This window comes from Pseudomyxococcus flavus (assembly GCF_050038885.1).
Classification (GTDB): domain Bacteria; phylum Myxococcota; class Myxococcia; order Myxococcales; family Myxococcaceae; genus Myxococcus; species Myxococcus flavus.
Map to the genome: position 1 here is coordinate 3192640 of NZ_CP143624.1, position 19171 is coordinate 3211810.

Sequence of the window (19171 nt, forward strand, 5' to 3'; positions counted from 1 at the left end):
ACGGGCGCGGCGCGCAACGGGCCAGGACACAGAGAACGAGCGAAGCAGGCAATCGAACACGAGGCGACAGTCTCCGGAGGCCACGGGGTGGTACGACACGGTTGGAGGTTTCTCACGGCCCGCGGGTTCCCGCTCCCCCGATTCCTTTCTGACGCCCCAGGGGGCGGGTCTACCGCTGAACGCTCGCGATTCACGAGAGGTGCGCGTCAGGGAGCGAGCACTACCTTGAGACGCATGCGCCGTCAGGCGAGCCTTGCGCTGCTCAACACCTTGTCGCTCACCCGGCTGCCCCTGGCGGTTGCCTTCATCGTCATCCCCGACGCGTGGGTCCGGGCTGCGCTCGTCGTGCTGGCCGCCTTCACCGACTTCCTGGATGGGTGGATTGCCCGGCACAAGGGGCTGGCCACCCGCCTGGGCGCGCTCATCGACCCGGTGGCGGACCGCGCCTTCATGGTGACGGCCATCATCGTCTGCTACCTCGACGGGCTCATCAGCGGAATCGCGGTGCTGCTGCTGGTGGTCCGGGACATCGGCACCACCGTGGGCTTCTTCGTCGCCCGCCTGGTGCCGAAACTGCGGCCCGTCGAGCTGAAGGCCCGGATGCTCGGCAAGGCCGTCACGACGTTGCAGCTCGTGACGCTGCTCTGCGTGCTGCTGTTTGCTCCAGCGGTGGTGCCCCTGGTCGCGCTCATCGGGGTGCTGTCGCTCGCGTCCGTGGTGGACTACTCGTGCGCGGTGCTGCGAGCCCGGGAGCGGGGCCCCGCTCCCCGGCGGATGAAACCGGAGTCCGGGTCGGCGCGTCCGACGTCGTCCTTGCCGCCGGTGCGCAAGTAGCGCGGCGAGGGGGGCGTCAAGGCGGCGCCGCGGCATCCGCGGGTGGCGCTTCAGGCAGGCCCAGCACGCGGGCCCGTTCGGTGGCGATGGCGGCGCGCTCGCCCTCGCTCATCTCCATCCAGACTTCATCCAGGTCGTCGAGCAGGCCGTCCTCCTCGGATGAATCACCTTCGGGGTGCCGAGCGCGGACGAGCCGCAGCTTGTTCAGGAGAGCACGGTAACGGTCGTAAGCAGACATGATGGGAACCTCCCCCTCGGGGACGAGCATCGGGCGTGCGACTGACGGGCGTGGCTGGGCTCGGCACCTCACTTCCCGGGAGCGGCGGACGGGAGCACCGAAATCTCCGTCGTGCGCTCATTGTCCAGCAGGTCCACCACCGCGCGGACCTGCTCGCCCGGCTCCAGCTTGCGCAGCGCGATGTTCTTCCCATCCCGCAGCACCCGCGTCCGAGGGTCCACACGCAGCGTCAGCGGTGGCCCTTCTCCAAAAGCGATGGCCACCTGGTCTTCTCCCACCGAGCGCACCACGCCCGTGTAGACGGCGTCCACCACGGCCGTGCCCGGTGGCGAGGGCACATCCGAGCCCGCGGGCGGCACGTCGCTGACGACGCCGCCCTGCCCCGTGCCGCCCGTGCCCTGCTGCGCGGCGACGTCCTGTCGGGGACGCACCACCCGCGCGCCCGGGGGCACGCCCGCCCCGCCGGTGCCCTCCTGCTGCGCGGCGGAGTCCTGCGGTGCGCCGGTTGTCGCGCCGGAGCCTTGCGGCTGCTGCGCGGCGGTGTCCTGCGCTGCGCCAGTCGTCGCGCCGGAGCCTTGCGGCTGCTGCGCGGCGACGCCCTGCTGTGTGCCGCCCCCGCCCGTGCCTTGCGGCTGCTGCGCGGCAACGCCCTGCTGTGCGCCGCCTCCGACCGTCGCTCCGCCAGCGCTCTGCTGCTGCGCGCGAAGCTGCGTCACCTCCTGCCGGAGCTGTGACAGGTCGGCGCGAAGCTGGTCCACCTCGCGCTGGAGGTTGGCGGCCTCTGTCTCGGACAGGGCCTGTCCCGACGCCTGCCCCGCCTGGGCGGGAACCTGCCGTGTGTCCTGCGCCGCCGCCGTGCCACCACAGAGCAGCAGCGACAGTCCCACGATGCCCAACATCCACCCGCTCGCCTTGCGCAGCATGAGGCCCTGGCCTCCTTTCCGCATCAAAGGTGGGGCTTGCCGGGTGTCGGACAACCATCGGCCCGGTCGGGATACGCCGGAACACCGGCCAGCCCGCCAGGCCCATGCCTGCTTGCGAGAAAGCGGTCCGACGTGAAGCCCGCGGCGCACGGGGCCAGTCCAGGGCCTCGCGGAATTTCTTCGCGGTGGCGCTGAAACTCCGGGCGGCCTCGCGTCACTTCTCGGGCGCCGGGCCCACGCAGCCCTGGCCCGGTGTGGAGCGCGGCCGACCGCCACGCCACCGGTGTCTCGTTTCGAGGAGAAACACCATGTCCAAGAAGTCTGTCTGGGTAAGCCTGGCGATGGGGCTCGCGTTGGGGTTCGTGGGCGGTTGCACGTCGGGGGCGGAGGAGTCGGCCACGGACACGCCCCAGGCCGCGAACGTCGCAGCGAAGGCGGCGCCCACCGGTGCACGGCCGCGCCCGCCCATCTCTCCCACCGTCTACAAGGTGCCGGTGCAGGGCTCTCCGGTCGCGGGGCCCGAGGACGCGCTCGTCACGCTGGTGGAGTTCTCCGACTACGAGTGTCCGTTCTGCGCGCGCGGCCATAACACGGTGAAGCAGCTCCAGCAGCGCTATGGGAACCGGCTGCGCGTGGTGATGAAGCACCACCCGCTCGCCATGCACCCACGGGCCCGGCCCGCGGCGCTGGCCGCGATGGCGGCCGGAGCGCAGGGCAAGTTCTGGGAGATGCATGACGTGCTCTTCGCCAACGCGAAGGCCCTGGGCGAGGAGGACCTGGAGCGCCATGCCCAGAGCGTGGGGCTGGACATGGTGCGCTGGAACAGCGACCGCAACGATCCGCGTCTGGCGGAGCAGATCCGCCAGGACGAAGCGCTGGCGATGAAGCTGGGCGCCACCGGGACGCCGGCCTTCTTCGTGAACGGCCGCTTCATCAGCGGCGCGCAGCCGCTGGAGGTCTTCACCGGCGTGGTGGACGAGGAGCTGGCGAAGGCGGAGGCCCTGCTGAAGACGGGCGTGCAGCCCTCCGAGGTGTATGCGCGCATCATCGAAGGCGGCCGGGAAGAAGGCGCGTCCGCGAAGGCGCAGCAGCGGGAGCTGCCGACACAGAAGGTGGAGGTGGGCAACGCGCCCTCACGTGGCGCAGCGGATGCGCCGGTGACGGTGGTGGCCTTCTCCGACTTCGAGTGCCCCTTCTGCGCCCGGGCCGTGCCGACGCTGAAGGCGCTGGAGGAGGAGTACGCGGGCAAGCTCCGCGTGGCCTTCAAGCACCAGCCGCTGGCCCAGCACCCCAACGCGCAGACGGCGGCGGCCGCGTCCATGGCGGCGCACGAGCAGGGCAAGTTCTGGGAGTTCCACGACGTGCTCTTCGCCAACCAGCGCAAGCTGGACCGCGCCTCCCTGGAGGACTACGCGGAGCAGGTGGGCCTGGACGTGGCGAAGTTCAAGGCGGCGCTGGATTCGCACAAGCATGACGCCCACGTGGCCGCGGACGCGGCCGAAGCCACGCGCGTGGGCGCCACGGGCACGCCGACGTTCTTCATCAACGGCCGGCCGGTGGTGGGCGCCAGGCCCATCGACCACTTCCGCCGCATCATCGACGAGGAGCTGAAGAAGGCCGGGCGGTAGCCACGACAATCACTGCGCGGGGGGCATCTGGCGCGCCGCAGCCGGACCCTGGCGTCCACACCGGGGGAGGCATCCCTGGTGTGACGTCCCTCCGCGGGTCCTCGAGCACCATGCGTGGATTGCGCGATGGGCGTTCGCCTCGCGCATCGCGCCTGACAGGAGTCACGTCATGGCTCCGCGGAGGAGAGCTCCGCGGGCGGCTGCGCCTTCAAGAGCCCCAGGTCCGTTCGCTCACGCGCGTTGATGTTGAAGTTGACGATACCCGCCGGCGTCTGGAGAACGTGCTTCCCGGGTGACAGCCCCGCGACGATGAAGCTCCCATCCTGCCGGGTGCGGTGCCAGACGCCGTACCACATGTCATCGACGATGATGACCTCTCGGTTGTCGGTGTAGTAGTCGTCGCCGACCTCCAACTGCCCGACGACGGCGCCCGTCTCCTCCAACCAGATATCGGCGGACACGCGCTCACCCTCGCGCCCGACGGCGGTGAGCTTGCCGGCACGGCCATCATCGAGCCAGGCATAGACCTCGCGCACCCCCGCCATGGGCCGGATGACGAACTCCGCGCCATCGAAGCGATGGTGCGAATGGAAGCGAGGCTCGTTGCCACAAGGCCCGATGAACATGGGCACTTCGGTCGAGACGCGCACGCCCTTCACGGGCGTCCCATCTCGCAGGAAGACGCGCCCCGCGAGCTCGAAGCGACCGGACGTGTCGTCTTCCTCCTTGGGCGGCGGCCTCCTGGCGATGAGGCCCTTGGGAGCCGCGAATCGCACCCGGACGGTCGCGGCAACACCTGGCGTCAGCGTCACCTTCGTTTCCCCGTGCGCCCAGAGCCAGCTGATGTATCCAGACGCACCGGCGTCCTGCGCCCCCGCCTCGGACATCCCCGTCCAGGAACCATCCGGCTGTCGGCGCAGCGGACCCGACAGGGAGACGGACCTCACGTCGACGTCGCCCAACCCGTTCGTGACAGGGTCCACGTGAACCGTCACTGGCGCGAATCCCGCGAGCCGGATGTCGAGCCGCGCCACCTCGCCAGCCTGGACCTCTGCGTCCGGCGCTCGGACGCTTCCCTGGCCTTCGGAGGTGAAGGGCGTCACCCGGACGTAGCCGGGCGTCACGCCATCCAGCCGATACCGCCCCTCCGCGTCCGTCACGGCCTGGGTCGGCATCACCGTGAGACGGCCATTCACGGTGGTCCCCATCGCCATCAGCCGGACCCCGGCGGCGGGAAGCCCATCCTGCTGGACCACCTGCCCCTCGATGACCGCCCCCGGCGGCAGCCGCAAATCCACGGAGAGCTCCCCGCCAGCGACGACCCCGACTTCGGCTTCACAGTCCTCTTCGTGGCCCGCCCCACGGGCGCAGATGGTGAACAGGCCCGCCTGGGTCTCCGTGAACAGGGCCACGCCCTCCCTGTTCGTGAGCGCCGCCTCCAGGGGTTGCGCGAGGTCGACCGGCCCCCGCAGGAGCGCGACCATCGCGCCAGCCAGCGGCTCGCCGCTCGTCGCGGAGACGACGCGCACGCGAATCTGCTTCGCCAGGCCATCCAGGGTCGGCGGCGGCAACGGCAGTGGCGGCAACGTGGGGAGCTGCGCGAACTTCGGGAAGGGCACCTCGGCGAGCTCGGGCTGCGCCATCCGCTCCGCGCGCCACATGCCCAGGCCCCCGAGCACCGTCGCCATGGCACTCAGGCCGATGCCCCAGCGAAACCCGTGCAGCATGGAGAGGCCCCCAGTTCCAGAAGTGGAACCGGGAGGCTATCACTCCGAGTCCGGACAGCGTACCCCGACGGTGTCACCCCATACCGCGGGGCATCCTGCGGGAGCACCCGTCACGACCCGGCCTCCAGCTCAGTTGCCGTAGCCCGCGCTCTTCACGTCGATGAGGCGGCCGTTCTCGAACGTCACCACCTGAATCAAGCGGCGCGGCCCGAAGTTGTACGTCCAGTCCTCATATTCCCGGGTGACGGACCGCCGCTCCGTCGTGGCGCCCCCGTTCGGCTCCGGCGTCCACGAGCCCGCCGAGTCCGTCACCGTGCGGAAGTCCTTCGCCTCCGGCTCTCCGCACTTCGCGAGCACCTCCGACTTGAGCGCCCCATCCGAGACCAGCGCCCGGCCACAGCGCAGCGAGGCCGCCTCCGCTGCTACCGGAGCGCCGACCATTGCCAGAGCGATTACCAGTCCTAGAGCGCGCATCGGGTGTCTCCTCTCATCATCCAGGTTGAATCCCCACCATACGAGCAAAACAGGAAAACTCTACGCATAGGGATTGTAAAACTTCGCGAACGTCGCCTTGGCGAAATCGCCGAAAGTCATTCCGGGCTGGAAGGCGCCCACCTTCAGCTCGGCGGGGTCCACGCCCTCCGGCGGACGCAGGTGCATGTCATTGTCCGGCTGCATGAACACCGCGAAGGTGGAGCGCGAGATGTTCCGGCTGGCCGGGTACGCCAGCGCCTGCACCGCGTGCGGCGTGGAGCGCAGCAGGCCGCCGGTGACAATCTGCGAGCTCTCGCCAATCTGGAACGCCAGGCTGTCCTTGGGGATGACGACCTTGCGCTCCTCGCCCGTCCGCGTGCGGACGTAGAGGCCCGCCTCCGGGTCCGGCACGGGGATGTCCTTGCGCGCGGGCTCCGCCGCGCCGGGCTCGGCCTCGAAGTACATGGCCGGGCAGAGCGCCGTGAGCGAGCCGTGGTCGCTGTGCCAGCCACACCACGAGTCGCGCGTGCGCGGCGTCGCGTCCTCGTTGATGGCGAAGTAGTAGAGCAGCCGCGCCTTGCACGCGCGCGACTCGCGAATCGTCTTCGCCAGCGCCGCGTCCGGCGACAGGCGGTTGCCCAGCCTGGACTGCACGTACTTGTCGCACTGCTCGGCGACCAGCACGCCCACGTCCACCATCCGCTGCCCCAGCGCCATGAAGGCGGGCCGCAGCTCGGGGAAGTCCGCGTCCGGCCACACGTTGGGGTGATAGTTCTCCGGGTGCTTCTCGATGAGCGCCGCGTCCGTGTGCGGCACGTCGTACTGGGGATTGTTGTAGTACGAGCCCTTGAACTCATCGAACTGGCCGGGACGCAGCAGCTCCTTCCCGTGGCTCCAGCCGAACGAGTAGCTGCTGCGCGCGTGGACGTAGCGGTCCTTGACCTCGGTGGGCAGCGCCGCGAAGCGGAAGCCCAGGGGCAGCAGGTTGTCGCGCAGCTCGGCCAGCCCGGGGACACCCTGGACGACGAGCAGGCCAATGCCGTCATGTCCATACGCGCGCTCGATGGCGGCGCTCAGGTCCGCGCCCGCCGCGAGCTGCGCATAGTCGAGAAGAACCACTCCGTCTTTCGTTTCCGCCACGTCGCTGCTCATCCCAGGTGCCTCGTGTCCGCTCCCCACGGCGCCACACCGGCATCCACGCCGGGCAGGGTGTGCACAGGCCACCCGTGACAAGGGAGACGGGGCCATACTGCCGGGTTGGGCGCAGGCGTGCCACCCGTGTCTCTCGCAGGCGGCCGGAAAGCCCCTGCTCCCTTCCCTGCTTCCGCGCCGGGCCCCGGCCACTGCGTGCCGCGCGCGGACACAGCCAGGATTCATCTGGGCGGGCGTATTCCCTCTCACAAGGAGAACCCCGCGATGGAAAGCCCATTGTATACCGGAGAGGTCCGTACCGTCGGAGAGAGCATGGCGCGCAGCACCACCGACGCGGGCCCCTTCAAGATATTCATGGATGAGCCCGTGGAGCTGGGCGGCAGGAATGGCGCGCCCAGCCCGCTCGACTTCATCCTCGCCGCGCACGCGGGCTGCCTGAACTACATGACCTTCTTCATCGCCCGCGAGCTGGGCATCCCCGTGACGGGCACCGACATCACCGTCCGGGGCTCGCTGGACCCGTCCACGTTCGCCGGCAAGGGCGGCGGCGCGCGCGCGGGCTACCAGTCCCTGGAGGTCACCCTCCTCGTCCAGACGACGGCGAACGCGGATCAGCTCGCGCGGCTCAAGCGCGAGGTGGAGGCGCGCTGCCCGGTGAGCGACAACCTCGCCAACGCCACCCCGGTGCACCTCACCCTGAAGGCCGCTACATCGGCGACGTGAGGGGCGGCGGCGCCACCAATGGCGCGGCGCGTCCAGGCCGGGGGACGAGGAAGAGCAAGCGGCCCTTCTGCTTCATCATCCCCGCGGCCAGCTCCGCCTGCGGGCCCGCGCCCCAGAAGACGTCCACCCGGCCCGCGCCGCGGATGGCACCGCCCGTGTCCTGGTTCAGCACGAAGCGCGACAGCGGCTTCCACTGCACCGAGCCATCCGCCATGCGCACGGGGCGCTCGGTGTGGATGAAGGCCAGCGCGCCCTTGGGGAACAGCCGCGCGTCCGTCGCGATGGAGCGCCCGGGCGTCACCGGACGCCCCAGCGAGCCCACCGACGCGGTGTTGAGGAAGCGGAAGAACACGTAGGACTCGTTGTGGTCGAGCACCCGGGTGCACTGCTGGGGGTTGGCCGCCAGCCACGCGCGCAGCGCCTGCATGGACATCTCCTCCTTGGGGATGGCGCCCTCCTGGATGAGCAGCGAGCCGATGCTGCGGTACGGCCGCCCGTTCGACGCGGCGTAGCCGATGCGGCGCCGACTCCCATCCGGGAGCAGCAGCGAGCCGCTGCCCTGCACCTCGAGGAAGAAGAGCGCCACCGGGTCCTTCGCCCACGCCAGCTCCAGCTTCCGCCCGGCGAGCCGGCCTCCGCGAATGTCCCCGCGCGACCAGTACGGCACCACCTTCCGCCCGTCGAGCCGGCCGAAGACGCGCTCCGACTTGAAGCGCTCCGCGAAGGGCTCCAGGGGGATTTCAATCAAGTCGGAGGGTCGCCCGTGGATGGGGATGGTGTACTCGGCCGTCCGCGTCAGGCTCGCCTCGATGGTGGGCTCGTAGTAGCCGGTGAAGAGCACCTGGCCGTCCTCGCCGCCCGCGGCCTCCAGGGGCTCGAAGTCCTCCAGGACCAGGGCCCACAGCGCCTCCGGGGTGAGGTCGTCCCGGAGCCGCGCGTGCAGGCGCTCCAGGGCGGTCCTCAGCTCGGCGATGGTGACCTGCCGCTCCCCGTAGATGAAGCGCTGGTCGGACGGACGGCTCCGCAGCCAGACGAGGCTCTCCGCGATGGCGGTCCGCAGGGACGCGACGTCGCCGTCGTCCCGGGGCTCCACCTTGCGGGACAGCCCGACGAGCGCGTCCTCGGGCCGGGTGACGGGGGCGCGGGTGGGGCTCGGACAGGCCGAGGCGAAGAGCCCCAGGGCCGACAGCAGGAGGATTCGAAGGTGCCGCATGTCCATGTGGCTCCCCTACCTATCGCACCTGCCCCGGAGGGCGAATGGGGGCCGGCGTGTGCCGGTATGGGCAGGCAGGCAGGCGTCAACCATGCCAGGCCACGTCGCGGAACACCTCCAGTGCATCGGCATGGAGGCGCCCCGCCTCGCGCGTCTGGACCAGCGTCTCCGCCAGCTCCAGCGAAGACAGGGCCGTCGCCGCGCACTGGCCACGCAGCGCCGCGAGGTTGATCAAAACCTCACATCCGCGCGTCTTGGCTGCCCGGGACGACCCGGATGCGGGGCTCGGCGCGTATGACACGATGTCCCAGGATGTAGGCAACCCGTGGCGCGCATGGAGCGCGCCCCCGGCCACGGTGCGTGGGAGCAGGCCAGATGGGTGGGTCATCCAGTCGAGAGGTGCTGGCGCAGGCCTCGCGCGTGGACGCCAGGTCTTCGCGTCGCTCGTGGAGGGTCAGGCCATGGTCCGGCCATCGTATGCAAGGCATTGGCCTCGCAACCTCGGCCTTGCTCGCGTTGGCGCCAGCAGGGCCATCCCAGGCGTCCCCGCTCACGGACGAGACGCTCCCGGCCGCGGCCTCTGGCGAAGTGTCCGCCACGAACGCCTCACCCGTTCCGCCCAGGCTGCTGGAGAACTCGCCCGCGAAGCTGCCCGACGGCTTTGAGCTGACCCGCCCCGTCGTCGTGGAGCTGGAGCTCACGGTCGACGAAGCAGGAGAGGTCACGGACGCGCGCGTCACCCGGGACGGCGCCCCACCCGAGCTCGTCCGCGCCGCGCTGCATGCCGCCACGCGGCTGCGCTTCCACCCCGCCACGTCCGGAGGCGTCCCCGTCGCGGTGCGCCTGCCCTTCACCTACCGCTTCGAGCCCGCGGCCCGGTCCGCCGTCCTCACGGGCCGCGTCCGGGCGAAGGGCACGCGCAAGCCCCTCGCCGGCGCCGTCGTGCGCAGTGGCGAGCACGTCACGGAGGCAGACCCGCAGGGCCGCTTCGAGCTGTCACTCCCACCCGGCGAGCACACCCTGCACATCAGCTCACCCGGGCACCGGCTCCTCTACCTGAAGGAGACCCTGGAGGCCGACGAGCGCCTGGAGGTCCTCTACGCCCTGGAGCCGCTCGCGGTGAATCCCTACGAGACGGTGGTGCGCGGCGACCGGCCCCGCACCGAGGTCTCCCGCATCACCTTGCACGACCAGGAGCTGCGCGAGGTCCCCGGCACCATGGGTGACCCCTTCCGCGTGGTGATGCTGATGCCCGGCGTGACGACGCTGGCCTCCGGCCTCTCCTACCCCGTGGTGCGCGGCGTGCAGCCCGCCGCCAGCGCCTTCTACGTGGACGGCGTGCGCGTGCCCTTCCTCTACCACCTCATGGTAGGCGGCGCGGTGGTGCCCCCGGACCTCATCGAGACGCTCGACTTCCAGGTTGGTGTTCCCTCCGCGCGCTACGGCAGCCTGCTGGGCGGCGCGGTGGACGCGCACATCAGCCGGCCTCGCGAGGACGGCATCCACGGCAGCGCCTACCTGGACCTCATCCACAGCGGCGTCTTCCTCGAAGTCCCGATGGAGGACACGGGCACCGTGGTCGCCGCCGCCGCGCGCGTCAGCTACACCGGCCTCATCGTCACGCGCGTGGCCAACGCCCTCACCGCGCCCTCCTCCTTCACCACCTCCAACGGCGAGCAAATCACCAGCGGCGGCGACCCGAAGATGTACGCGGACTACTGGGACTACCAGGCCCGCGTGGACCAGCGCGTGGGCCAGGGCCAGCTCCGGGCGCTCGCGCTGGGGAGCTCGGACGCGGTGGGCCTGACGGCGCGCGCGCCCAAGCAGGACTCCGGCGGCGTGGGCCTGCTCTTCCACCGGCTGGACGTGAGAGGCCGCCACCCCTTCGCGGGCGGTGAGGCCGAGCTGGGCCTGACGTTCGGCTACGACAAGCTGGGCATCGACTTCTCCGACGACAGCACGCACGACGGCAGCTACACCCTGCGCCAGGGCCACGTGGCGCTGCGCGCGGGCTTCACGCGCGAGCTGTCGGACGCCGCGCGGCTGGAGCTCTTCGGCCAGCTCGAGCGCCGCAACGCGGACGTGGTGGCCGTGGGCATCTTCCGCCCGGTCGGCCCTGTCGAGGGCCAGGACGCGTACAACCGCCCCGACATCCTCGCCACCTTCGCGGGCGTGGGCGCGCAGCTCACGCTGAAGCCCTCCGCGCGCTGGACGCTGGTGCCCGGCGTTCGGCTGGACAGCTACCACGGCTTCGGCGGCCCCACGATGCTCGCGGTGGAGCCCCGGCTCGCGGTGCGCCACGCACTCACGGACACCGTCACCCTCAAGACGGGCGCGGGCCTCTACCACCAGCCCGCCACCGTGCTGCTGCCGGTGCCCGCCGGGGAGCTGCTCGCGCTGGACCGGGGGCTGCAGCGCGCGGTGCAGCTCTCCGCGGGCGTGGAGTGGCGCCCCCAGCCGGAGCTGGAGGTCTTCGCCGAGGCCTACTTCAACCCGCTGCTGCGCACGCTGGAGTTCAACTTCGAGGACGTCCTCAGCAACCTGCGCCGCCGGGGCCTGGAGGCCGAGGACATCCAGAGTCACGGCCGCACCTACGGTGTGGAGCTGATGGTGCGCCGCCCCCTGGGCCGCAACTGGTTCGGCTGGCTCACCTATGGCTTCAACCAGAGCCAGCGCTACGAGCGCTTCGCGCGCGTGGGCCCCGACGGCGAGGAGGTGGGTCAGGCGGAGGGCTACCTGCCCTATGCCTTCGAGCAGGCCCACACCGTGAAGGCCGCGCTCAGTTACCGCTTCCCCTTCGTCACCGTGGGCGCGGTGGCGCACTTCAACACCGGCCGTCCGGAGAGCGGCCAGTTCGGTTATCGCACCATGCAGCCGGGCATCGCGGAGGACGGCACGCCGGAGTGGCGGCCCGTGAGCCGCGACGCGGTGGGACGCCTGCCACCGTTCTTCCGGCTGGACGTGCGCGCCTCCCACAGCTGGGCCTTCGACAACTTCGTGCTCGACGTCTACCTGGACGTCTTCAACGTCACCGCGCGCAGCGAGGTCATCACCCGCGAGTTCGGCTTCCAGCAGGCCTCCACGGGAGCCACCCACAGGCTGCGCGTCAAGAACATCGGCGTGCCCGTCATCCTGCCCACCCTGGGTGCGAAGGGGACCTTCTGACCATGTCTCGCCTCACGCCCATGATTCCCCTGTGCCTGTCGCTCCTGGCCTGCGCCATGGAGCCAGACGACCCCGTCTTCCTCTCCGGCACCGCGCAGGAGGCGGATGGCTCGCCCTGGCGAGGCGGGCCGCTCACCCTCACCCGCCCGCTGCCCGTGCCCGCCCCGGAGAACACCCCGCCCCGCATGCGCTTCGAGCCCTGGGCCGAGGTGACGCCTGGCGAGGACGGCCTCTTCCTCCACCGCCTCACCGCGCGCGACACCGGCGCGGACGAGATACAGCGCCCCATCCCCTGGGCGGACGGCAACGCCTTCCAGCTCCTGCTGCCTCCACGCACGGACGGCGGCAGGGACCTCCTCGCCTTCAAGCTCGACCGCGACTCGGACGCGCCGCCCCTGCGGCCCTGGCTCAGCAACGTGCGGGCCGCCGAGGCGCGGGGCGGCGCCCTGCTGGAGTGGGATGACATGCCGCAGGTGGCGGACATCCCCGAGCCCATCTACTTCGTGGAGGCACGTGGCCCCACGGGGCGCGCCTGGCTCATCCGCACCGCGGAGCAGGAGGAGCCCTGGCTGGGGCCGGAAATCATCGAGGACTTCACGGACGGCCACGCCCGCGTCCAGGCGTACTCCTGGGGCTCGCGCGTCTGGGTCCACACGTCGCTCTACTACTTCGCCATCCACGACGCGCCGCCCTTCCGGCTGCCCTTCGACGGACGCGTGCCCGTCAGCCGCGGCGCGGCCTGCCGCGTGTCGACACGCCAGCTCGACATCTGCGCCTTCACGGATGGAAGCCTCGAAGCCGTCCCCGTGCCCCAGGTCCAGAACGCGCTGGCCACGGAGCTCACCGTCGTCCTCCCCCAGCCCGTGCGGCCCCGGCAGGTCGTGGTCCGGGGCGCCCGGGTGGTGGGCGCTCCCGGGCAGGTGCTCTACGTGGAGGGCTCGGTGGACGGCAATGCCTGGGCGCCGCTGGGCACGAGCCCCGTGCTGCCCGACCCGACCTCCGGCCCCTACCTGGACGAGACGAACGCGGACTCGGGCGCCCAGGAGCTCTATGTCCGCCTGGAGCTGCTGGAGGACGCGCCCGAGGTCCGCGAGGTGCGCGTGTGGTTCGGAAAGCCCCTTCCGGACGGAGGGCCGCCGTCCTTCAAGGCCAGCCTCAGCACCCTCCGGGAGGTCTCCGTCTTCACCGCGCCCTGACGCCGCTCAGTTCCCCGGGGTGGGCACGATGAACCGCCCATCCGCCCCCAGGCGCAGCCGCGTGACGTAGCGCTGCTGGATGTCCACGTAGAGGTCCTTCCCGTTGGGGAAGAGCTTCACGGACGGCACCATCAGGTGGTGCTGCGGCGGCGTGCCCAGGGCCGCCCACGCGCGCCGGCCATCCGTCCCCACCACCACCCAGCGGGTGCTGGACGCCATGGAGGCCTCGGTCGGCGCCAGCTTCATCAGGAAGATGGCGTGCTTGCCATCGTGCGCCGCCCACGTGTCCACGAGCGACGCCCTCCCTTCCATGCCGCCCACCCCCCAGGAGCTCACGATGCAGTGGCCTCCCTCGTGAGGACGGGCCAGGGTGACCAGGGCCCAGTCGCTCGGCTTGCCCTCATCCGTCAGCGGCCGATGGACCACCAGGTCCAGGGGACCGCTGGCGAGCGCGAACTGCTTGTGAAAGTCCCTCGGCAGAGGGGCCTCTTCGGACCGTGAGCTCAGCAGGTCCACGTTCGCGTGCCAGGTGCGCGCCTCGCGTCCCCGATAGGCCTTGTCCTCCAGCGCGGGCTCATCCGCGATGTCCTCCGGGCACGCCTTCGCCACGGGCGCCACCGGGGCCGCCGCGGAGCGCTGCCCCGGGAGGTCCAGCTCGATGGGCCCGCCCGAGTCGGACCGGGCGCGTTGCCCCGACGAAGGCGTGGCACAGCCCGACAGACAGCCCAGAACCAATGAGCCCCATCCCAACCACTTCATGTTCATGAAAGACAGCCCCCTCTGCGCGCGTGGCGCCCCTGACCAGGAGCGCCAGCATGGCATGTCCTCGCGCGGGCAACAGCGACTCCGCGCGAGGACAGGGCCTGGGGTGAAGCGGACTCAGATGAAGTAGTCGGGGAGCAGCTCCGCCCCGGGGACCACCTGGTACTTGTCGAAGTCCGTCACGCCCACGCCGCGCAGGACGTCCTCGTCGATGCAGAAGTTGCCGGTGAACTCGCGGCTCGGCTTGGTGAGGATGGCGTAGGCCGCGTCCGCCATGATTTCCGGCGTCCGGCAGCCGCGGATGGTCTCATCCCCGCCCAGCAGGTTCTGCACCGCCGCGGTGGCGATGACGGTGCGTGGCCAGATGGCATTCACCGCGATGCCGTCCGAGCGCAGCTCCTCCGCCATGCCCAGCACGCACATGCTCATGCCGAACTTCGCCATGGTGTACGCGACGTGGGGCGCGAACCAGCGCGCCTCCATGTTGAGCGGCGGCGAGTTGTTGAGGATGTGCGGGTTGCTGGACTTCTTCAGGTACGGGATGCACGCCTGCGAGCACGCGAAGGTGCCGCGCGTGTTGATGCCGTGCATCAGGTCGAAGCGCTTCATCGGCGTCTCGAGCGTGCCCGTGAGGCTGATGGCGCTGGCGTTGTTCACCAGGATGTCGATGCCGCCGAAGGTCTCCGCCGCCTTGGCCACGGCGGCGGCAATCTGCTGCTCGTCGCGGATGTCGACGACACAGGGCAGCGCCTTGCCCCCCGCCTTCTCGATTTCCTCCGCCGCCGTGTAGATGGTGCCAGGCAGCTTGGGGTGCGGCTCCGTCGTCTTCGCGGCGATGACGATGTTGGCGCCATCCCGCGCGGCGCGGAGGGCAATGGCCTTGCCGATGCCTCGGCTGGCACCGGTGATGAACAGCGTCTTTCCCTGGAGATTGGACATGGCGTGAACTCCTATCACGAACGCGCGTAGGTCTTCCGCAGCTCCACCTTGATGACCTTGCCCGTGGGCGTGCGCGGCAGGGCGTCCACGACGTGGAAGGCGCGCGGCGTCTTGTACTTCGCCAGCCGCGAGGCGCAGTGCGCCTTCACGCTGGCCTCGTCGAACGTGGCGCCCTTCTTCAGGACGACCACCGCCGTGACGGTCTCTCCCCAGTCCGGGTGCGGCACGCCGATGACGGCCGTCTCCGCCAGGTCCGGGTGGCTGGCGAGCGCGTCCTCGACCTCCTTCGAGTACACGTTCTCCCCGCCGGTGATGATCATGTCCTTCAGCCGGTCCACGATGAACAGGTAGCCGTCCTCGTCGATACGGGCCACGTCGCCGGTGCGGTACCAGCCGTCGTGGAACGCGGCGGCCGTGGCCTCCGGGTCGCGGTGGTAGCCCAGCATCATCGACTGGCACCGCATCCAGATTTCACCCACCTCGCCCGGCCGCGCCTCCGTCTCCGTGTCGCGCATGACCTTCAAGTCGCAGCCGCTGATGGCGTAGCGGCCAATGGAGCCCGCCTTGGCCACCTGCTCCTCCGGCCGCAGCGCGGTGCCCGTGGGGCCCGTCTCCGTCATGCCGAAAATCTGGAAGAAGCGCTCCGTCTTGTACTTGTCCGCCAGCAGCCGTGACGTCGCCGCGTCGATGGGCCCGCCGCCGTAGAGCCACGTCCGCATGCTCGACAGGTCGTAGCGGTCGAAGTCCGGCACCATGCGCAGCGGCGCGAGGAAGGCCACCGGCGGCCCGAAGAACAGCGTGCAGCGCTCGCGCTGAATCGTCTCCAGCATGGCCACCGGGTGGTACTCGGGCAGCATCACCACCGTGGCCCCGACGTACAGGCTGCCCAGCAGCAGCCCGTTGAGCGGGAAGCTGTGCCACGCCGGCATCGCCAGCAGCACGCGGTCCGTCGGGTCCAGGCCGTACGTCAGGCTGCACGCCATGCCCGCGAAGATGACGTTGGCGTGCGAGTGCAGGCAGCCCTTGGGCAGCCCCGTGGTGCCGGACGTGTAGAGAATCTCCGCCACCTGGTCCGGGTTCGTGACGGGCGCCAGCGCGGCGGGCTTCTCGCCCGCGGGGAACAGGGCCACGCCGTCGATGGCGTCATCCCCTTCGAGCACCCGCACGCCACACTTCGCACGCAGGGCGTCGGGCACCGCGGCGGCCAGGTCCTTGTCGGCCAGCAGCACGCGGCTCTCGCTGTGCTCCAGGATGTACGCCGTCTCCGGCGGGGCCAGCTTGTGGTTGATGGGCACGGTGGTGCCGCCGACGCGCAGCGTGGCCAGGAAGCCCACCACCCAGGACACGGTGTTGCGGCCCTGGATGGCCACCTTGTCACCCGGCGCCACGCCCCACGCGCGGAGCTGGTGGGCCATCCGCGTGACGGCCACGTCCAGCTCGCTGAACGTCACCCGCCGACCGGCCGTGACGAGCGCCTCGCGCGAAGCGAACTTCCGGCCCGCCGTCGTGAGCACCTCATCGAGCGTCCACATCACTTCACCTCCTCGGAGAAGGCGCGCTCGATGAGCATCTGCATCGGCGCGTGGGCCGGCAGCGTACCGAACGTCTGCCCGTGCGCGCCGCCCAGGCGGGACTCGCAGAAGGCGTCCGACACGGCGGTGTTGCCCGCGCGAATCAGCAGCGACGCCTGGAGCGCCAGCGCCAGGCCCTCCACGATGGAGCGCGAGCGCGCCTCCAGCGAGTCCGTGTTGGCCAGCTCCTTGCCCAGCCGCGCGGTGGCCTCGTCGTAGGCGCGGTGCCCGCCCTGCGCGGCGAGCAGCTCGGCGAAGAGCGCCTCCCGGCTGGCCGGCTCACGCGACGCCGCGCGCAGCACGTCCAGGCACTGGATGTTGCCGCTGCCCTCCCAGATGGAGTTGAGCGGCGCCTGCCGGTAGAGGCGCGGCAGGTTCGTCTCCTCCACGTAGCCCGCGCCGCCCAGGCACTCCTGCGCCTCGTTGACGAAGGGCGGCGTGCGCTTGCACACCCAGTACTTCCCCACCGCCGTGGCGATGCGGCAGAACGCGGCCTCCTTCTCGTCGCGAGGCGTCGCGTCCACGGCGCGGGAGACGCGGGCGGTGAGCGCGACGTGCGCCTCCAGCTCCAGCGCCAGGTCCGCGAGCACGTTGCGCATCAGCGGCTGGTCGCTGAGCCGCTTGCCGAACGCCACGCGGTGCCGGGTGTGGTGGATGGCCTGCACCAGCGCCTGCCGCATCTGCCCGCTGGAGCCAATCATGCAGTCCTGCCGCGTCAGCGCGACCATCTCCAGGATGGTGGGCACGCCGCGCCCTTCCGGGCCCACCATCACCGCGTAGGCGCCGTGCAGCTCCACCTCGGAGCTGGCGTTGCTCCAGTCCCCCAGCTTGTCCTTCAGCCGCTGGACGCGGATGGCGTTGAGCGCGCCGTCGGGCGTGAAGCGCGGCATCAGGAAGCACGACAGGCCCCCTTCCGCGTGCGCCAGCACCAGGAAGGCGTCACACATGGGCGCGGAGAAGAACCACTTGTGTCCCACCAGCGCGTAGGGCTGGCCGGGGCCACGGCCTTCGCCCAGGCGGTGCGCCTTGGTGGTGTTGGTGCGCACGTCGGAGCCGCCCTGCTTCTCCGTCATGCCCATGCCAATGGTCGCGCCCGTCTTCTGCGCGGCGGGGATGAAGCGGCTGTCGTACGAAGCCGAGCTCACGCGCGGCAGCCACTCCATCGCCAGCTCCGGCTGGTGGCGCAGCGCGGGCACGGACGCGTACGTCATCGTGAGCGGACAGCTCGTGCCCTGGTCCGCCTGGTTGTGCAGGTAGAAGAGGGCCATGCGCGCCACGTGGGCGCCGGGCTTGTCCTCGTTGCGCCAGGCAAAGCCAGACACGCCGTGGGCCATGCCCAGCTCCATCAGCCGGTGGTACGCGGGATGGAACTCCACCTCGTCGCGGCGGTTGCCATAGCGGTCGAAGGGCCGGAACTTGGGCTTGTTCTCGTTGGCGAGGAACGCCAGCTGCTGCATCTCCCCACCCGCCAGGAGGCCGTACTTCGCCAGCTCGGCCTCCGCCCAGCCGCCGCCCTCACGGGCCACGACCTCGCGAAGCACGGTGTCCGTCTTCCACGCGTCGTACACGAGCGGTGGAGGCTGGTTCGTCACTTCGTGCGTGAGGAAGCCGGCGGCGATGGCGTTGCGTTCAGTCATGGTGAAGGTCCTCCTGGGGACGGTGCCCGGTGCCACTGGATTACCGTGAACGGGCGCGGCAGGCCACCGCAACCCGGGGGGCGAACGCGCCGTGTCAACGCTTCTTCGCCTGCTCCAGCTCCTCGACCAGCAGCTCCGAAACCTTCCGCACACGCGGTATGTCGAGCGCAGATTTTGCGCAGACCAGGTGCAGCGTCGCGGTCGCATGGGGCCCCAGGTCGATGTCGAGCGGCACCAGGCTCCGCTCCCGCACGAAGCGGTGCCGCAGGTCGCCCAGCACCATGGCCCCCACGCCCGCCTCGGCCGCCGCCAGCAGCACCAGGTAGTTGTCCGCGGTGAACACGGGCGAGAAGCCGGGGATGAAGGACTCCAGCTGGGGATTGGGCGGTGTCATGTGGAACGGCGGCGCCCAGGCCACCCAGGGAAGCTGCTGGAGCGTGGGCCGCTTCGGCAGCTTCGCCTTGAGCGACTTCGCGACGAAGACGGCGTTGCGAATCTCCCAGGAGTGCACGCGCTTCAAGTCGGGGTTGGTCGGGCTCTTGGCCCGCAGCGCCAGGTCCGCCTCGCCGCGGCCCAGGTCCAGGTACTGGGTGCTGGAGAGCACCTCCAGCCGCAGCCCCGCGTACTTCTTCGCCACGGCCCCGGAGAAGGGCGCGAGGAAGTCGAAGCACATGTACGGCGAGGCCGTCACCCGCACCAGCCCGCGGGGTGAGGTGTCCGACGACTCCGCCGCCCGGTGCAGCTCGCCCGCCCACTCCGCCATCTTCTTCGCGGGCAGCACCAGCCGCTCCCCCGCGGCGGTCAGCACCGCGCCGTCCACGCCGCGGCGGAACAGCGTGGCGCCCACGGCGTACTCCAGCGCCGCCAGCCGCCGGCTCACCGTGGGCTGACCGATGCGCAGCCGACGCGCCGCCCCGCTGAAGCTGCCCGTTTCCGCGATGGCGAGGAACAGCCGCGCGTCATCCCAGGAGATATCCATGAATGCATGA

17 protein-coding genes are annotated in these 19171 nt (G+C 70.7%); 5 read left to right on the forward strand and 12 right to left on the reverse strand.

Annotated features, from left to right (window positions below; all coding sequences use genetic code 11):
• The first annotated feature begins 234 nt into the window (after window positions 1-234).
• On the forward strand, window positions 235-834 hold the full coding sequence (locus tag VZL07_RS13400) for a CDP-alcohol phosphatidyltransferase family protein (protein ID WP_426755907.1): 600 nt from the start codon (window positions 235-237) through the stop codon (window positions 832-834).
• 16 nt (window positions 835-850) lie between these two features.
• On the opposite strand, the gene VZL07_RS13405 is transcribed toward VZL07_RS13400, so the two are convergent.
• Both VZL07_RS13405 and VZL07_RS13410 read right to left on the reverse strand, forming a co-directional pair.
• Window positions 851-1072: a hypothetical protein gene (locus VZL07_RS13405; protein ID WP_426755908.1), complete on the reverse strand. Its 222-nt coding sequence runs from the start codon at window positions 1070-1072 to the stop codon at window positions 851-853.
• 68 nt (window positions 1073-1140) lie between these two features.
• On the reverse strand, window positions 1141-1995 hold the full coding sequence (locus VZL07_RS13410; protein WP_426755909.1) for a bZIP transcription factor: 855 nt from the start codon (window positions 1993-1995) through the stop codon (window positions 1141-1143).
• A gap of 308 nt (window positions 1996-2303) precedes the next feature.
• On the opposite strand from VZL07_RS13410, the gene VZL07_RS13415 reads away from it, so the two are divergent.
• Window positions 2304-3623: a DsbA family protein gene (locus VZL07_RS13415; RefSeq protein ID WP_426755910.1), complete on the forward strand. Its 1320-nt coding sequence runs from the start codon at window positions 2304-2306 to the stop codon at window positions 3621-3623.
• Window positions 3624-3790: 167 nt separating this feature from the next.
• On the opposite strand, the gene VZL07_RS13420 is transcribed toward VZL07_RS13415, so the two are convergent.
• From VZL07_RS13420 to VZL07_RS13430, 3 genes are all read right to left on the reverse strand, one after another.
• Window positions 3791-5350, reverse strand: coding sequence for a carboxypeptidase regulatory-like domain-containing protein (locus VZL07_RS13420; RefSeq protein ID WP_426755911.1), 1560 nt, complete (start codon window positions 5348-5350; stop codon window positions 3791-3793).
• A 129-nt stretch (window positions 5351-5479) separates the two neighbouring features.
• On the reverse strand, window positions 5480-5791 hold the full coding sequence (locus tag VZL07_RS13425; RefSeq protein WP_426755912.1) for a DUF2845 domain-containing protein: 312 nt from the start codon (window positions 5789-5791) through the stop codon (window positions 5480-5482).
• A gap of 93 nt (window positions 5792-5884) precedes the next feature.
• Window positions 5885-6964 (reverse strand): 2-oxoglutarate and iron-dependent oxygenase domain-containing protein, encoded by a 1080-nt coding sequence (locus VZL07_RS13430; protein WP_426755913.1) that lies wholly within the window; start codon window positions 6962-6964, stop codon window positions 5885-5887.
• Between the two features lie 276 nt (window positions 6965-7240).
• Between VZL07_RS13430 and VZL07_RS13435 the strand changes: the two genes are divergently transcribed.
• On the forward strand, window positions 7241-7699 hold the full coding sequence (locus VZL07_RS13435) for an OsmC family protein (protein ID WP_426755914.1): 459 nt from the start codon (window positions 7241-7243) through the stop codon (window positions 7697-7699).
• On the opposite strand, the gene mltA is transcribed toward VZL07_RS13435, so the two are convergent.
• Both mltA and VZL07_RS13445 read right to left on the reverse strand, forming a co-directional pair.
• Entirely contained in the window at window positions 7683-8918 is a 1236-nt protein-coding gene (mltA, locus tag VZL07_RS13440) for a murein transglycosylase A (RefSeq protein ID WP_426755915.1), read from the reverse strand. The two genes, VZL07_RS13435 and mltA, sit on opposite strands and share 17 nt — an antisense overlap.
• Before the next feature lie 79 nt (window positions 8919-8997).
• The gene (locus tag VZL07_RS13445) at window positions 8998-9147 is read right to left on the reverse strand and encodes a hypothetical protein (RefSeq protein ID WP_426755916.1); all 150 of its coding nucleotides are present in this window, start codon (window positions 9145-9147) and stop codon (window positions 8998-9000) included.
• A gap of 353 nt (window positions 9148-9500) precedes the next feature.
• Here VZL07_RS13445 and VZL07_RS13450 point away from each other — a divergent pair, with 353 nt between their 5' ends.
• Together VZL07_RS13450 and VZL07_RS13455 are read left to right on the forward strand one after the other, a co-directional pair.
• Entirely contained in the window at window positions 9501-12077 is a 2577-nt protein-coding gene (locus VZL07_RS13450) for a TonB-dependent receptor domain-containing protein (RefSeq protein ID WP_426755917.1), read from the forward strand.
• A 2-nt stretch (window positions 12078-12079) separates the two neighbouring features.
• A complete protein-coding gene (locus tag VZL07_RS13455) occupies window positions 12080-13273 on the forward strand; it encodes a hypothetical protein (RefSeq protein WP_426755918.1) in 1194 nt (397 codons plus the stop codon).
• Window positions 13274-13279: 6 nt separating this feature from the next.
• Here the strand turns inward: VZL07_RS13455 and VZL07_RS13460 are convergent, their stop codons facing one another.
• The 5 genes from VZL07_RS13460 to VZL07_RS13480 form a co-directional block, all read right to left on the reverse strand.
• A complete protein-coding gene (locus tag VZL07_RS13460) occupies window positions 13280-14038 on the reverse strand; it encodes a hypothetical protein (protein ID WP_426755919.1) in 759 nt (252 codons plus the stop codon).
• A 114-nt stretch (window positions 14039-14152) separates the two neighbouring features.
• Complete coding sequence (locus tag VZL07_RS13465; protein WP_426755920.1) at window positions 14153-14974, reverse strand: SDR family oxidoreductase; 822 nt, start codon at window positions 14972-14974, stop codon at window positions 14153-14155.
• A gap of 14 nt (window positions 14975-14988) precedes the next feature.
• A complete protein-coding gene (locus VZL07_RS13470) occupies window positions 14989-16506 on the reverse strand; it encodes a class I adenylate-forming enzyme family protein (RefSeq protein WP_426755921.1) in 1518 nt (505 codons plus the stop codon).
• Window positions 16506-18182, reverse strand: coding sequence for an isovaleryl-CoA dehydrogenase (locus tag VZL07_RS13475; RefSeq protein ID WP_426755922.1), 1677 nt, complete (start codon window positions 18180-18182; stop codon window positions 16506-16508). Before VZL07_RS13475 ends, VZL07_RS13470 begins: the two co-directional genes overlap by 1 nt.
• Window positions 18183-18276: 94 nt before the next feature.
• Entirely contained in the window at window positions 18277-19161 is an 885-nt protein-coding gene (locus VZL07_RS13480; protein ID WP_426755923.1) for a LysR family transcriptional regulator, read from the reverse strand.
• Window positions 19162-19171 lie beyond the last annotated feature (10 nt).